Source organism: Paenibacillus contaminans, assembly GCF_003285015.1.
Classification (GTDB): Bacteria; Bacillota; Bacilli; order Paenibacillales; family NBRC-103111; genus Paenibacillus_V; species Paenibacillus_V contaminans.
The window spans coordinates 36,384-51,300 of record NZ_QMFB01000014.1; the positions used below are offsets into that span (position 1 = coordinate 36,384).

The window sequence follows — 14,917 nt, forward strand, 5'->3', positions numbered from 1 at the left end:
TCGTATTGTAGCATCTTTGGTATCGTTCGAAAAGAGGATGAATGTTCGCATGTGCAAAAAAAATGTTTTCGTCGAAGCGGTCGGCGTGCATGTAAAGGCGGCGGGCACGGATATACCGCTGCTAACCGACGTTCGTTTCGCCGTTCGTGACGGCGAATGGGTTGCCGTTATCGGCAAGAGCGGCAGCGGCAAAAGCACGCTTGCGAAAACGCTGGCAGGCGTTATCCAGCCGGATGCCGGCTATGTAACGCGCCGGGGTCGCCAGAACGGCTCGAGCGCTGCAGGAACCGGCGGGGAAGCAGTGAAGGCGGAAGGCGATAGAGACTCTGAGATTGCCGAAAGTGCAGAGGGCGTCGGGGACGCAGCGTGTGCGGGAACCGGTGGGGAATCAGTGAAGTCGGAAGAAGTTAGTGGCGCTGAGAAAGCCGAACGTGCAGAGGGCGCTCGCGCCGGTTCGACGGCCGGGGATGCGGAGAACGTCCGGATTGCTCAGGACGCCCAACATCCCGTACAGCTTGTCATGCAAAATCCGGAGGCGCAGACGATCGGAGAAACCGTGTTTGAGGATGTTTGCTTCGGATTGGAAAACAGGGGCATCGCACCGGAGGACATGGCCGTGATGGCGGAGGAAGCATTGGCCAAGACGGGACTTGCCGGTTATGCCGGCAGAATGACGAAGGAGCTTTCGGGCGGGCAAAAGCAGCTGCTTGCGATAGCGGGTGCGCTTGCGGCAGGCTCGTCGGTCATCGTGTTCGATGAAGCGACTTCGATGCTCGATCCGGCTTCGCGCGAGCGAATTTTAGGCGTCGTTAAGGAGCTGCATCGGCAAGGAACCGCTGTAGTCTGGATTACGCAGCTGTTAGATGAGCTTGCTTTTGCAGACCGCGTCGTCGTGATGGATGGAGGAAAGGCCGTTTTTGACGGCGAGCCGCGGCAGTTTTTTTACGACGCATCTTTTCCGGTAGTAGACGCTGACGGCGATAGGGTTGAACACGAAACCTGCTGCGACCGGTACGGCTTCGTACGCCCGTTCGCGGTGGAGACGGCGCGGCTTCTGATCGGCAAGGGATTCACGCTGCCTAAGCTGCCGCTAACGCCGGAGGAGCTGGCAGAAGCCGTTGCCGAAGCCTCTTTTGCAGAAGGAGGCGTGTTATGACGATCGTCGTTGAAGGCGTGTCGGCATCGGTTTCCGGCGCAAACGGCGCTAAACAGGTGTTGTATGATGTCGATTGCCGCTTCGAAACGGGCCAAATTACGCTTCTTGTCGGCCGTACGGGCTCCGGAAAATCTACGCTGCTGCAAACGGTTGCGGGTTTGATTGAAACGGGCGGCGGTAAAATAACGTTTGAAGAAGAGCGCGGCGCTTCAGGCGTCGGGATCGTCTTTCAATATCCGGAGCACCAGTTGTTCGCTCGTACGGTTCAAAGCGAACTGGAGTATACGCTGCGGCCGTTCCGGCTTTCCAAAGCCGAAAGCGAAGGGCGCATCCGGACTGCATTGGAGCGGGTGAAGCTTTCGGCTTCGGTGCTCGAACGGTCGCCTTTTACGTTGAGCGGAGGAGAGAAGCGGAAGCTGGCGCTCGCAAGCACGTTTGTCGCTGAGCCGGATTGGCTGCTGCTGGACGAACCCTCGGCATCTCTGGATACCGAGGGCGTGGAATGGCTGACGGCGGCAGTTCGCGAATGGAGCGCCCGTAAAAACGGTGGCGTCATCATCGCTACGCATGACTTGGATGCGTTCCTTCCTCTCGCAAATAAGGTTATTCTGCTGCGCGAAGGGCGCATCTCGGCTGAAGCTTCGCCTGCGGAGCTTGCGAGATCCCCGCAGCCGCTTTTCGATGCGGGAATCGGGCTTGCCTCATCCATGCGGACGGCGCTGTCGTTGGGCAAACACGGCATTGCCGTAGAATTGGCGGCCGACGTACCTCCGATGACGCCGGCGGCCATGGCCGATGCCATCTGGCAAGCTTCACGAAAGCGGCTCTTGGCGACAAAGGAGCCGGAGCATGAAGCGGTTGCCGCAGCTGCGCAAACTAGGATACCGTATGGCGCCGAGAGCCTTGCGTACCCGCAGTCGCCGGGCAGTAGGGCGGCGGTTGCTGCAGCCGAGCCGGCAGCTGACGGAGCGGAGAGCGTTCAAGAATCGGCGCGAACGGCAGAAAAGGCTCGCTCTGCAGCCGATCAAGGGGAATCCGGAGCCGGGATGTCCGGCGCCGGCGAAAGCTTAGCGAGGCGATTGGATCCAAGAACGAAGTGGCTCGTTTCGATGCTCGTATCGATCGGCATTTTGCTACAGGACCGGTGGCTCGGCATAGGCGTTTCCGCGATTTGCACGGTTGTCCTCGTTCTGTTGTCTGGCGCTCCTTTTCGGCCGCTTTGGCGGTGGACGAAGCCTTTTCTTTATTTTTCCTTATTTTCGGTAGGGTTTTCCGGTTTGCAGCTATCTTTCGGGACGGAATCATCGGGCTTCGAGATCGGTTTTGCTGCGGAGACGGCGCTGCTGACGCTGCGACAGTTCGCCAAAATTGCTCTGGTTATGATCGTCGGGCTGTTATTTACGTTCACCACGACGCAGATGCAAATGAAACGCGCTTTAGAAATAACTTTCGGCGCACTCGAAAAATGGAAGCTGCCCGTTTCCGCATTTGCGCTGGGTGCCTCCCTGCTTCTTCGCTTTATCCCGATCATTTCGCAGGAGGCCGACCGGCTCAAGCTGGCGGTCAGAGCGCGCAGCGCCTCGTTTTCCAAAGGGAAGCCGCTTCGGCTCCGCGACGCCCCGGCCTTCGTCATTCCGCTGCTGCTGTCGGTGCTTCAGAACGCCGAAGATTTATCCGTAGCGATGGAAGCAAGAGGCTACAGGATCGCTGGCCAGAGACGTACTTCGGCGCTCAAGCTGCGTTTGGGAAGGCTTGATGTCAAGGCTGTCGCTCTCGGTGCAGCGTTACTGGCGGTTCTGATTGCAGCAGCATAGCCATTGCAGAGGGACGCTTGCACACCGTATCGCGATCCCGGTAAAGCTGATTATTGCACCGCGGCAAGCCTAAGCTTACACGGTGGTAACGCCGCAAAACTGCGATCAACTACCATGCCATATTTCATCAACGGAATTTCAAGCTTTTTAACCAAAGCATACGGTGTAACGTCGCTTGACTGACGTGAACCACCATGAATACTTCATCAACGTATCGCGAGCTTGTTAAACAAATCTTGCGTTGTAACGCTGCATGACGGCGATCAACAAACATACATCCAAGTATGAATGGGAAACGAGCATCTTGAACGGTTCGGGCGAGCCCGCGGTTTAAGGTGCTTGCTGCGTTGGCGTGTTTGGTTGGAATTTGGACAGTATTTGGATAGGAGACTTGCAACAGGTTGATAATGACCTATAATAGAAACCAAACGGATTTTATTTTGAATACATGTATCACGGCAGCTAGCTTCGAACCACGAAAGCGAAAAAATGAGGTAATCGAGTGCGATTAAACGACAGGTGCATATTGTCATTGTCCGCCGATCGTCCCCGTTTCTAGTGAATGTCCGTCGCTTTAAAAAGCCGAGAGGCGTTTATTCGATACACGCCAAAACATCCAAACGCCGGTTTCGGTTCGAGACCGGCTTTCCATATACACGGCAAGGAGGATAGCAGATGCCAACTTTAAAAGATATTGCATTACGCGTCGGCGTCTCGATCTCGACCGTATCCCGAGCGATCAGCAACGACGCGAACCGTCCCGTCAACGAAGAAACGAAGCGGAAAATTCGCGAGGTCGCTGAAGAAATAGGGTATGAGTGGGATAGCCCGCAGGCACGAACGGCAAAGGACGAAACGAATACCTCTCGCCGGATCGGCTGTATTGTCCCGCAGACGCTAACGGATAATCATCCGTATTTTGCTCCGATTTTATCCGGTTTTCGCCGAAGATTGGACACTATGGGACTGTCTCCGGTTTTTATACGCGCCAGCGAGGAAATCGGCACGGTCGACCGCATGCGCAGCTTGATTTCGGATACCGGAGTCGAGGGCGTTCTAGCTATCGGCTGGTACGATAAAGCATTATTCGAGCTGCTTCGCAAAGAACGGGTCGTCATACTTGGGGTGAGCTTGAACAACGAGAGCATGGATGTTCCAATCGTCGATTGCGACCGCGTATCGGCGGCGCGTGCGGCGGTTCGTCATTTGATTTTGCAAGGGCATACCGGCATCGGCTTCATCGGAGGGCCGGCTTTTTCAAACGATCTGGAGGGCGAGGAACGATATATCGGGTACAAATTCGCCATGCTGGAAGCCGGTTTGGTTTTGAACGAGAATTGGATTTTAAATGCAAAATGGAACGTCGATCGCAGCTTCAGCCTGATGACGGATATGCTGAACAGTTTGCCGGAGGACGAATGGCCGACTGCAATGTTTTGTGCGAGCGATATGATGGCGATACCCGCCATGCGAGCAGCTCTTGAGCGAAAGTGCCGGATACCGGATGACATCGCATTTGTCGGTATGGATAATATCGAGGTGGCGCAGTATACATCCCCGCCGCTTTCCTCCGTACAGGTGCCGAAATTCGAAATAGGCGAGATTGCCGCCAAAACGCTCATCGACTATGTGGATGCCGCGTATACGCTGCCCGCTAAAATTTTGCTGCCCTACGAGCTGATTGCCCGGGAATCGTCAGCTTGCGACCGGAGCGCGCGAAATAAATAAACGCCTTACAAGACCTAAGCCCGTCGGCCGCCAGCCGGGCTTTTTTGCGTATGTTGATGAGACCGGAGCCAAGCTGTACAGCGGGGACATGCACTTTGGTATGCCTCCCGCTTCGGTAGCCGATAATCCGCAGACAACTGCTCATGGACGTTTGACGCAGGAACAGCCTTGCAGCGACTGCTCCAGCCTGCACGAGATCATTTAGCCGTGAGGCGGTTGTAACGGATTCGCAGGTCACTATAGGCATTACACCAATTATTGAAAGCACGGGCGTTTATCCAGTCAAAAATGAGGCAATGCCATAAAATAAGTGTAGACCGACGGCGGGGATGGCCGCATGAAGGGCACTCGACATGAGGTCACTATACCGCCGTATGGCACCACAAAGGAGGAATCTCGCATGTCTGGAGTTGTTGGAGGAGCCTTCACATCGACTGGCACGATTTTGGTATTGTTCATCCTGCTCGTAATCGTTGCCTGCGCTTGCATGAGAGGCGGCTGGTAATCCGGTAAAAAGAAAATTGATTATTCCATGAATGAAGCGAAAGCTTCATTCGACGCAAAGCCGCTCTTTCGGCAACGGTGGTCTCAAGCCGCCGTTGCCGGGAGGGCGTTTTTGTTTGCAGGCGCGTTGATATCCAAATTTGGTACCAAAGTTATGATTGACATAGATCATTTTCGATAATATGATGAAAATATCCTATAAATTTGGCGCAAAAAAATGTGTTTTTGGCTATTCGGGTTATCGCATCCGCCAAATTCGCCAACTCGCATTCCGCATCTCTTTTGCATCTTGCGCACGCACCACCAATAAAGGGGAGAGAACAATGAGCCAACTATCTGCGGTATTAATTGGCGCGGGCGCGCGCGGAGCAGGAAGCTATGCTCCATACGCACTAAATTATCCTCATGAGCTGAAATTCGTAGCGGTAGCCGAAGCGGATCCGGTTCGCCGGGCACAGTTTGCCTCCGCGTACGGCATTTCGGAGGAACGCTGCTACGATTCGTGGGAGAAGCTGCTGGCGGAGCCGAAGCTTGCCGAAATCGCGATGATTTGCACGCAGGACCGGATGCACCGCGATCCGACGATCCAAGCTTTAAATAAAAAATATCACGTGCTGTTGGAAAAGCCTATGTCGCCGGACCCGAAGGAATGCTTGGAAATGGAGCAGGCGGCCAAGGAGAACGACCGGCTTTTGAACATCTGTCACGTGCTGCGTTATACGCCGTTTTGGAGTGCGATCAAAAAGCTGCTGACGGAAGGAACGATCGGCGAAGTCGTTTCGATCCAACTGAATGAGAATGTCGGATACTGGCATATCGCACATAGTTTCGTTCGCGGCAACTGGAACAATTCCGAGAAGTCCAGCCCGATGATTTTGGCTAAATCCTGCCATGATATGGACGTGCTGTCCTGGCTCATGGATCAGCCGTGTACGCGCGTCAGTTCGTTCGGCTCGCTGATGCACTTCCATGAAGGCAACGCCCCGGAAGGCTCGACCGATCGGTGCTTGGATTGTCCGGTTAATAAAACATGCGCATATTCGGCGCCGAAGTTTTATTTGAGCGATCAGTTCAAAGGCTGGGCCCGTCATTTTACGCCGGATCTTGCGAAGGATAAGATCGTTCAAGGCTTGCGCGAAACGGATTACGGCCGCTGCGTATACCGGAGCGACAATAACGTCGTCGACCATCAAGTCGTCAATATGGAATTCGCGAACGGGGCGACCGCCATGTTCAGCATGTGCGGCTTCACGTTCGAGCAGGAGCGCCGCATTCAAATCATGGGTACGCGCGGCGAATTGCGGGGCGAAGAGGGCAAACTGACGTATTGGGATTTCGTGACTCATCAGAAAACCGAAATTACCATTCCGGTGCAAACGAGCGGTCACGGCGGCGGTGACGAAGGCATCGTCAGCAGCTTCCTGAACGAAGTGCGCGCCTACGGCGGGCAAGAGGGCTTAACTTCGGCATCCGCCTCCGTCCGCAGCCATCTGATGGCGTTCGCAGCCGAGGAATCCCGCTTGAACGGCGGAAAGGCGATTGAAATCGGCGAATATGCGGCGGCGATGATGAAAGGCTAAGTCATGAAGGGCTGGGTCATGAAGGGCTAGGCCATGAAGGGCTGGGTCATGAAGGGCTAGGTCATGAAAGGCTAAGTCATGAAAGGCTGGGTCATGAAGGGCTAGGTCATGAAAGGCTAAGTCATGAAGGGCTGGGTCATGAAAGGCTAGGCCATGAAGGGCTAGGACATGAAAGGCTAAGTCATGAAAGGCTGGGTCATGAAGGGCTAGGTCATGAAAGGCTAGGCAATGAAGGGCTAGGACATGAAAGGCTAAGTCATGAAAGGCTGGGTCATGAAGGGCTAGGTCATGAAAGGCTAGGCAATGAAGGGCTAGGACATGAAAGGCTAAGTCATGAAAGATTAAGTCATGACAGGTGAGGCCGAAGCGGCATATGGCATTAAAGAAAGACCGACTCATGCACGAAACGGTGCAGGGGGCGGTCTTTTTCAATAGTATGCGTTGATTGAGGTACGACTATGGCTTTCGTTACCTTGTTCTTGCTTGATATCGGTAGAATGCAGCAAGTCAAAAGTTACCTTTGCACGAATAGTGAAGAAAACCTCATTGTTCATGAGGCTGTCCTCACTATTCCACCGGTAAATGGCTCGTTTTGGCTAATTAGTGAGGCAAAAGTCACTATCAATTTCCTTTTCCTCACTAATAGTAACCTTTTCCTTATTAAGCGACCAAATAGCGTGGTAGGGCAAGAACTAATGAGGTTTGCCTCACTAATAGTTACTTTTTCCTCATTATGCTTCCTCAGCAGTGGTCATTGGGCCGAGAAATGTACCCGCGGTCCTGCCTGCCGATGTATACCCCCAAGCTAATACCCATGAAGCCTTTACCCGACCTACCGACGATCAAGAAGGTTCATCCTGGTTCCGGTATCGGGATACCCGAAACGATGCCCGTGGAGCATTTACCCGACCTACCGACGATCAAGAAGGATCATCCTGGTTCCGGTATCGGGATACCCGAAACGATGCCCGTGGAGCATTTACCCGACCTACCGACGATCAAGAAGGTTCATCCTGGTTCCGGTATCGGGATGCCCCGAACGATGCCCATGAAGCCTTTACTCGACCTGCCGACGATTAAGAAGGATCATCCTGGTTCCGGTATCGAGATACCCCGAACGATACCCACGAAACCGTTACCCGACCTGCAGACGATCAAGAAGTTACATCTTCGTGCCGGTATCGGGGATACCCCGAGCTATTCCTGCTCTCCGTGCTTGTGATGCCCGTTATGCCCGTGCTCAGGTGTTACATGGGTGACGGAGAGCTCGGCGTAGGAAACTCCCTTCGAGATCTGAATCATCTCGTGAAGGCTACGAAGCCTCTTGAGCGGTCCGCGTACGACCAAAACCTCCAGACATTGATCATGGTTCAGATGAATGTGCATCGTAGAAATGATGTCATGATGATAATCGTGCTGGAGCTCCATTAAATAAATAGGCAGTTGACTGACATGATGGTCGTAAACCATGACGATCGTACCGGCCACGATTTGCTCCGATTTCGTCCAGTTGGGATCGAGCAGCGATTTCCGGACAAGATCGCGGATCGCCTCCGAGCGGTTGTCATAGCCCTGCTCGGCAATGCGTTCATCGAAGCGGTTGACCAGTTGTTCCGGCATGGAGACGCCAAAACGGACTAAAGCATCTTTCTCTTTCATAAATGGAATCCTCCGGCATGTTTCCCGCCATACGAAAGGCCGGGAACATTCATCTTACGATTATATCAGAAAGATGAATAGCCGTTCCACTCCATTACCCGGCTGCAAAGGCGCCGGAGCAGCTGCCTTTCATGACTCACGGCGAGTATGCCGATATTCCGTTCGCGAGCGGCGTCCAGCACGGCGCGCCATATTTGCGCCTGCGTAATGGCGTCCAGCATCGTCGTCATTTCGTCGGCGATCAAAAACCGCGTCTGTGGGCCAAGCGCCCTGACGATGCAGAAGCGCTGCAGCTCGCCTCCGGACAACTCGTTCGGCCAGCGGTTCAGCCACTCCTTCTCGATGCCGAATGTTTGCAGCAAGGCCGGATCAGGCTCTCCTCCCTCTGCTAAAATACGGTTCATTCGCCAACGGGGGTTGACCGCCTTCTCCGGATGCTGGAGAACGAGCTGAACGGGGTGACTGCCTCGGCCGGGAATAGGCTTGCCGTCAAGCTCGACCGTTCCGGTATGCGGCCGAGCGTACCCCGCAAGAATGCGAGCCAAGGAGGATTTCCCGCAGCCGCTGGGTCCCTCCAAACCGACAATTTCGCCAGGATGTACAGAAATGTCGAGGTTTTGGAATAGCCAAGGACCGGAATCGTAGCGGAAGCTTAGCTTTTTGCCTTCAAGACGCATGAATGCACCTCACGGTTCCGCCGCGAAGGACGCGTACTTCCGGACGTGCCACCGTGCAATCGGGGGTAGCCGCCGAACAGCGGGGAGCGAATAAGCAGCCGGCCGGCAGCGCATTCGGTGAAGGCTGGGAGCCGGGGATCGGCATAAAGTCGTTCTGCGGCAACGCTTTCCAAAGCGCCTTCGAATAAGGATGCCTCAGCCGCCCGCCGTCTCCGCCGAAGTCCGCAGCAGGTGCGACCTCAACCGTAGTACCCGCGTAGAAAACGGCCACTTTGTCGGCGATCGGCAGAACCGATTCGATATCATGGGAAATTAGCAGGACGGCGCATCCTTCATCGGCCAGTTCTTTAAACTGGCTCAGCGCCTCCTGAACCGCCTCGGGATTCAAGCCGGGCGTCGGCTCGTCCGCTATGATCAGCTTGGCTCCGCTTATCGTGGCCGTGGATACGAGCACTCTGCGGGCCATTCCGCCCGACAGCTGGAACGGAAACATTCGCTCAACGGCGCTTGAGAGCCCGAATCGCTCGAAAACGGATCGCTGCTCGGCGGCGGGATCGCCGCCTTTGGCCGAGCTTCTTACTTGACGGCCGACGCGCATTAACGGATCCAAATAGTTAACCGATTGCGGAACGAGCGCAATTTCTTTGCCGCGCAGCGCGGCTTGCCGTTCGGCGTCAAGCGGGACGCCGTCAAATTCGATCTTCCCTGTTACTGCGGCATTGCTGGGGAGAATCCCCATAATCGCATGGGCAAGCAAGCTTTTGCCCGAGCCGCTTGAGCCGATGACGGCAACGATTTCGCCCGGCTCGATCGAAAGATGGAGGTCTTGGATGACCTGGAGCGTTTGTTTTTTCATGCCGCCGCCGGCGTATTGGGTAAATGAGACGGATAGATCGGAAACTTTCAAAAGTGGCATTACCGACATAACCGAGGCAACTCCTTTCCTTGCATGCAATCGACCGCAATCATTCGTTTAATCATGGGAGCGATGCGGATCGAGAAGTCCGCGCAGGTTTTCGCCGATCCGGTCGAAAGCCCGTACCGTCACGAGCAAGCTGAGTCCCGGAAAAACCGCTAGCCACCACATGCCCGTAGACAAATACCGCATCGATTCGGATAAAATGATACCGACAGCCGGCTGATGAGGCGACAGCCCCAGCCCGAGAAACGTAATCGCCGCCTCGTGCAGGATGGCATGCGGAAACAAGAGAAGCATGCCGACGAGCAGCTGCGGTAAAATATGAGGCAGCATATGGCGGCTTGCGATCCATAGCCGCGATTTTCCAAGCCTTCGCGAAACCTGTATGTAATCGGCGGATTTCAGCTGCAGCAGCTCTGCGCGAATGACACGGGCGAGGCTTGGCCAATGCGTAAAAGCGATGCCGATGACGACGCCCTTCAGGCCGCCGCCAAAAACGAACGAAATCAGAATGAGCGTAACCAGATGGGGAACGCTCAGGAATAAATCGATCAGCCAGGATACGATTTTATCCGCCGTTCTGCCCAGCGTAGCTGCGGCAAAACCGAGCAAAGCCGCGATCACGACGCTGCATGCTGCAGCCGTTAATCCGACGCGTATGCTTAAAGCGAGCCCTTTGACGGTACGGGTAAACATATCACGGCCAAGCCAATCCGTGCCGAACAGATGACCTGCCGACGGTGCGAGATTGCGCAGCTCCAGATGGGTGGATATCGGTTCGTCGCTCATCAGAAGGCCGCCGAGTTCGACGGCCGCCACGAATAATGCGGCAAGCGCCGCGACAATCAGCGCCCGCTGCCTGCCGTTCAGGCCGAGGAGCGGCTGCAGGGGCTTTTTGGCTCCAAATCCTCGTATCATAGCGACCGCCTTTCTTTCATCCGCGGATCCACGAAACGATAGATCAAATCCGCTATCGCATTACCGGCAAACACGAAGACGGCGCTGAACAGAACGACGCCGAGCAGAAGCGGGACGTCGCCGCGCAGCCCGGCTTCCACCGTGGCTTGACCAAGACCGGGATAGGAAAACACTTGCTCCGCAAGCACGGCTCCGCCGAACAGCTCGCTGAAGGCGGTAAACTGCAGCGTGATTGCCGGTATCGCGATGTTGCGCAGGCCATGGCGCCTAAACAGCCCGAAGCCCCGTTCGCCTCTTGCCCTTGCGAATAACATATAGTCGCTGGACAAAACGTCAATCAGCTTCTGCCTCGTATGCAAGGCGATGTTGGAAATGCCGATTACGCTCAGCGTCAGCGCCGGCAAAATCATATGGTAGATGCGGTCGCCAATCGTTACATTTTCGGCCAGTACGCCTGCCGGAACGCCGAGCGAAACCGGGAACCAGCCGAGCCATACCGAAAACACGATGACAAGCACAAGGCCCAGCCAAAAAGCCGGAGTGGACGCCAGCGTATAGCAATACCATTTGATCAGCCGGTCTATCCACGTATTTTGCTTCATTCCGGCGACAGCGCCCGCGATGAATCCGATCAGCCCGGATAATATCCAAGCTGTAATCATTAGTGCCAACGAGCTGAGAAATCGCTCGCGGATGACGTCGGCGACCGGCTCGCGGTAGATCATCGACGTTCCCATATCGCCGCTCAAGAGGGCGCTGCCCCATTGTATAAACCGTTCGGCCGGAGGTTTGTCCAAGCCCCAATATTCCGCAATCTGCGCCCGCTGCTCCGGACTGACCCGCATCATGTCGGCGCCAATGTACGCTTGCGTCGGATCGATCGGGGAACGGCTGACAAGCAGGAACGATATGACGCTTATCGCCGCAAGCAGGGAGGCGAGCCGGATTGCTTTCCCGATAAGGAAGCGGGCAAGATTGCGGTTCGTTCCGTTAATGGCTTTCATTTCGTTTACTCATTCCATTTCCAGCTCTCGATATTGTCGGTTACCGGCCATCCGTGGCCGTGCGGGTGGATGCGCTGTTTGCCGATATCAAGCTTATCTTTGACCAGATAAAGATGATCGATGTTCACAAGCCAAGCCCACGGCGCATCCCCTTGCGCGCTCAAGCCCGTGCTGCCGTCCCATTGCGCTTTTTGCCAGAAGTCCAATGCTTTCTCCTCGCTCGTCGCTCGCATCGCTTTGTCCATCCAGTCGTCGACTGCAGGATTGCCGTAGTAGCCGGGATTGTAGTACTCGACCCCGCCGTACTTGCTGCTGTACACATTGAACATTTCGAGCGGATCGTGACTTCCCCAGCCGAAAAGGACGGCGTTAGCGTGCATTTGCGATTCGAGGTCGTCCCAGCTTTTGCCTTCGACGTCGATTTTGATGCCGATCGGCTTGATCATGTCGGCGACGGACAAAGCCAGCGATTGCCGCGTGACATCGCCCGAAGGATACATCAGCGTAAATTGGGCTTTCAGCCCGTTTTTCTCGAGAACGCCGTCTCCGTCCCCGTCCTTCCAGCCGGCATCGGCCAAACGTTTCTTGGCTGTGTTTGCGTCCCCGTCGGGAATAACCGTTTTCGGGTTCCACCAAGGGAGCCCGTCATTTATCGTGTAGGCCGGCGTACCGTGCCCTTCCAGCACGCCGTCTACGAGCGCTTTGCGGTCTACCGCTTCGTTGATCGCTTTGCGGATCGCGATGTCCGCCGTTACGTCATTGCCGATGGCGAAGCCGTCCTTCGTTTTGCCGCCGCTTTTGACATACGGAAACACGATACCGCGGTTATCGACCGATTTGGCGGTTTCCAGCCGCATGCCTTTTACCTGCTGTTTGCTGAAGGCGGAAGGGATATAAGAGATGTCCACTTTGCCGGCCTTGGCGGCTGCGAAAGCGGCGTCCTCGGTCAAGAACAGGAAGGTCAGCTTCTTAAAATAAGGCTTGCTGCCGTAATATTCCGGGTTCGCCTCGACGATCGCCTGTTGGCCTTTATCCCACTGTACGAGCTTGTAGGGGCCGGAGCCGATCGGGTTGCTCGCATAATCTTTCCCGTAAGCATGCTTCGGAACGATTCCTGTCGTCACAAGCAGGGAAAGAAATGTGGATTGAGGCTCCTTCAAAGTAAACTTTATCGTATAATCGTCAAGGGTCTCCACTCTTTTCAGGTTCGTCAAATCGATGACGGAGCCGTTCGAGGCTGCGGTATCGAAGGTGAACTTCACGTCCGCTGCGGTTAGCGGCCTACCGTCCGAAAATTTGACGTCGCGGCGTAGCTTGACCGTCCATGACGTCTCGCTGCTTGCCTCATATTCCGCGGCCAGATCGTTCACGATTTTCAATTGATCGTCCCTTTTGAGCAGCGTGCTTTGGAAGAGAGGCGAGCCGTAGCGACCCCAACCCGTAGTCGGATCGAAGCCGGCTTCGGGCTCCGAACCGACGGCCAGCAGAAGCTCGTCCTTTCGGGAAGACTCGTTTGTGCCGGATATGGACGCACATCCTGCAACCAAAATACAGCATGCAAGGGCCAAGATGAATAGTGCTTTATACCGATGCGCTTTCAAGTTCTCCACTCCTATGTGTGTTACGATTTTTTGTAATTGTAGCACATCGGTGGGCGAGTATCACTAACTTTTTCAACAATATGGCAGGACAAGCTTGAACGAATAGCTCATCCGCCATAAACGGCATATTCGCCGTTCACGCTGCGAATCCAGAGCCGCTGGTTGCGCCCGTTCGCGTCGGCAAGCCATAGATCGCCCCCGCCTTTGCCGTTCGTTCGCTGCCAAACGAGACGGCCGCTGCTCCGCAAAAACTGCGGCCGGATATCGCCGAGCCCGCGCGGTGGCTTCGTGATTGCACGGGCATCCGTAGGAGATGCGGCGGACTGGTTGACAAGACCGGGCATCGGGAAGTGGAACGCGCTGCCCATGTTTCCTAGGGCTTTGCCGCGCGATACGGTCAGAATAGCCGGGTTTTGCCATGCAAAACCGATATCCAGCATGCCTTTCGGCGTCAACGTAACCGAAACGCCGGGCGCCGCCGGATCGTACAATATGAGCTCCTTGGGCTCCGCATAAAAACGGCCTTGACCGCCGACATACGCGAGCTGCGAGCCTTCTGGGCTCCACTGGAACCAGTCTTCATGCCCTAGCATGTCGCCGATTTTGCGGAAAGACCGGCCGTCTGCCGAAAGCAGGCAGAGCGAATTCGCATCCATCGCCAAGGAGGCGGTCGGGAACGCGATAAAAGCGATCCAGCGTCCGTCCGCAGACCATTTGAACGTAGTCGTCCCGACGGCGAACAGCTCTCCGGGCGGGTTCGGGATGGTGTAGAAAAGCTTGCTTTTCGACGCATCGAAATTTTCCGTCAGCGGCACTTTATACAGCTTCACGTCCGACCAGCCCGCCGGCGTCAGCTGCGCGCCTGTAGACACTAGAAAGCCTTGGCCTTCCGGCTCCCAGACGTAGCTGCCGACCCCTCCGGTAACGTTCGTGAACGGTTTCGGCGCCGGACCTGTCGCATCGACAACGTCGAGAATGCTTTCGTCCTGGAAGGCGAGCAAGCTTGCTTTCGGAGACCAGTGTAAATGGCGAACGTTGCTTGTAAAAACCTGCTCCTTTTTGCCCGTCTCCGTATTATGTATCCATGCGCCTTGCTTTTGCTTGACATAAGCCAGCAGCTTGCCGTCCGCGGACCAGGCGATGTCCGAGAAGCTTTGCCCCCGGTCGACGGGTGTTTCATTGCGGCTTGTCTTCAGCCAAAGGCTGCCGTCTCGAACGAAGGCGGCTTTGGGGGCTTCCGGTTTAGCGGAGGCAGCGGGGGCGGAAGCGGCTTCAACGATAGCGAAAACGATAAGCATTACGAACAGCGTGGAAATCCGAAGTCTTTTCAAAAAAAATAAGCCCCTTTCGAATGGTT

The 14,917-nt window shown here is 55.3% G+C and carries 12 protein-coding genes; 5 read left to right on the forward strand and 7 right to left on the reverse strand.

Annotated elements, in window-relative coordinates; translation table 11 throughout:
- The first annotated feature begins 49 nt into the window (after positions 1–49).
- From DQG23_RS22460 to DQG23_RS22480, 5 genes are all read left to right on the forward strand, one after another.
- Positions 50–1,156 (forward strand): ATP-binding cassette domain-containing protein, encoded by a 1,107-nt coding sequence (locus DQG23_RS22460; protein ID WP_158560647.1) that lies wholly within the window; start codon positions 50–52, stop codon positions 1,154–1,156.
- Entirely contained in the window at positions 1,153–2,970 is a 1,818-nt protein-coding gene (locus tag DQG23_RS22465) for an ATP-binding cassette domain-containing protein (RefSeq protein WP_113033133.1), read from the forward strand. The genes DQG23_RS22460 and DQG23_RS22465 overlap by 4 nt, the downstream gene beginning before the upstream one ends.
- Positions 2,971–3,645: 675 nt before the next feature.
- Entirely contained in the window at positions 3,646–4,698 is a 1,053-nt protein-coding gene (locus DQG23_RS22470; RefSeq protein ID WP_113033134.1) for a LacI family DNA-binding transcriptional regulator, read from the forward strand.
- Positions 4,699–5,098: 400 nt separating this feature from the next.
- Positions 5,099–5,203: a sporulation protein YjcZ gene (gene yjcZ / locus DQG23_RS22475; RefSeq protein ID WP_113033135.1), complete on the forward strand. Its 105-nt coding sequence runs from the start codon at positions 5,099–5,101 to the stop codon at positions 5,201–5,203.
- Between the two features lie 322 nt (positions 5,204–5,525).
- Positions 5,526–6,782, forward strand: a complete 1,257-nt coding sequence (locus DQG23_RS22480) for a Gfo/Idh/MocA family protein (protein ID WP_113033136.1) — start codon at positions 5,526–5,528, stop codon at positions 6,780–6,782.
- 1,197 nt (positions 6,783–7,979) lie between these two features.
- On the opposite strand, the gene nikR is transcribed toward DQG23_RS22480, so the two are convergent.
- From nikR to DQG23_RS22520, 7 genes are all read right to left on the reverse strand, one after another.
- The gene (gene nikR, locus DQG23_RS22490; protein ID WP_113033138.1) at positions 7,980–8,441 is read right to left on the reverse strand and encodes a nickel-responsive transcriptional regulator NikR; all 462 of its coding nucleotides are present in this window, start codon (positions 8,439–8,441) and stop codon (positions 7,980–7,982) included.
- Between the two features lie 65 nt (positions 8,442–8,506).
- Positions 8,507–9,118, reverse strand: a complete 612-nt coding sequence (locus DQG23_RS22495; RefSeq protein ID WP_113033139.1) for an ABC transporter ATP-binding protein — start codon at positions 9,116–9,118, stop codon at positions 8,507–8,509.
- Entirely contained in the window at positions 9,108–10,034 is a 927-nt protein-coding gene (locus DQG23_RS22500; RefSeq protein WP_113033280.1) for an ABC transporter ATP-binding protein, read from the reverse strand. Before DQG23_RS22500 ends, DQG23_RS22495 begins: the two co-directional genes overlap by 11 nt.
- Positions 10,035–10,091: 57 nt before the next feature.
- On the reverse strand, positions 10,092–10,955 hold the full coding sequence (locus tag DQG23_RS22505; RefSeq protein ID WP_113033140.1) for an ABC transporter permease: 864 nt from the start codon (positions 10,953–10,955) through the stop codon (positions 10,092–10,094).
- Positions 10,952–11,959 carry an ABC transporter permease gene (locus DQG23_RS22510; RefSeq protein ID WP_113033141.1) on the reverse strand — a complete coding sequence of 336 codons (1,008 nt, stop codon included), beginning with the start codon at positions 11,957–11,959 and terminating at the stop codon, positions 10,952–10,954. The genes DQG23_RS22505 and DQG23_RS22510 overlap by 4 nt, the downstream gene beginning before the upstream one ends.
- Before the next feature lie 5 nt (positions 11,960–11,964).
- A complete protein-coding gene (locus DQG23_RS22515; RefSeq protein WP_420330253.1) occupies positions 11,965–13,509 on the reverse strand; it encodes an ABC transporter substrate-binding protein in 1,545 nt (514 codons plus the stop codon).
- A 158-nt stretch (positions 13,510–13,667) separates the two neighbouring features.
- Positions 13,668–14,891 (reverse strand): WD40 repeat domain-containing protein, encoded by a 1,224-nt coding sequence (locus DQG23_RS22520; protein WP_113033143.1) that lies wholly within the window; start codon positions 14,889–14,891, stop codon positions 13,668–13,670.
- Positions 14,892–14,917: the final 26 nt, after the last annotated feature.

Bases quoted from the DNA above. Each gene is read 5' to 3' on its own strand.
- DQG23_RS22460 (WP_158560647.1), top strand. From the start codon at position 50: ATGTGCAAAAAAAATGTTTTCGTCGAAGCGGTCGGCGTGCATGTAAAG.
- DQG23_RS22465 (WP_113033133.1), top strand. From the start codon at position 1,153: ATGACGATCGTCGTTGAAGGCGTGTCGGCATCGGTTTCCGGCGCAAAC.
- DQG23_RS22470 (WP_113033134.1), top strand. From the start codon at position 3,646: ATGCCAACTTTAAAAGATATTGCATTACGCGTCGGCGTCTCGATCTCG.
- yjcZ (WP_113033135.1), top strand. From the start codon at position 5,099: ATGTCTGGAGTTGTTGGAGGAGCCTTCACATCGACTGGCACGATTTTG.
- DQG23_RS22480 (WP_113033136.1), top strand. From the start codon at position 5,526: ATGAGCCAACTATCTGCGGTATTAATTGGCGCGGGCGCGCGCGGAGCA.
- nikR (WP_113033138.1), bottom strand. From the start codon at position 8,441: ATGAAAGAGAAAGATGCTTTAGTCCGTTTTGGCGTCTCCATGCCGGAA.
- DQG23_RS22495 (WP_113033139.1), bottom strand. From the start codon at position 9,118: ATGCGTCTTGAAGGCAAAAAGCTAAGCTTCCGCTACGATTCCGGTCCT.
- DQG23_RS22500 (WP_113033280.1), bottom strand. From the start codon at position 10,034: ATGCCACTTTTGAAAGTTTCCGATCTATCCGTCTCATTTACCCAATAC.
- DQG23_RS22505 (WP_113033140.1), bottom strand. From the start codon at position 10,955: ATGATACGAGGATTTGGAGCCAAAAAGCCCCTGCAGCCGCTCCTCGGC.
- DQG23_RS22510 (WP_113033141.1), bottom strand. From the start codon at position 11,959: ATGAAAGCCATTAACGGAACGAACCGCAATCTTGCCCGCTTCCTTATC.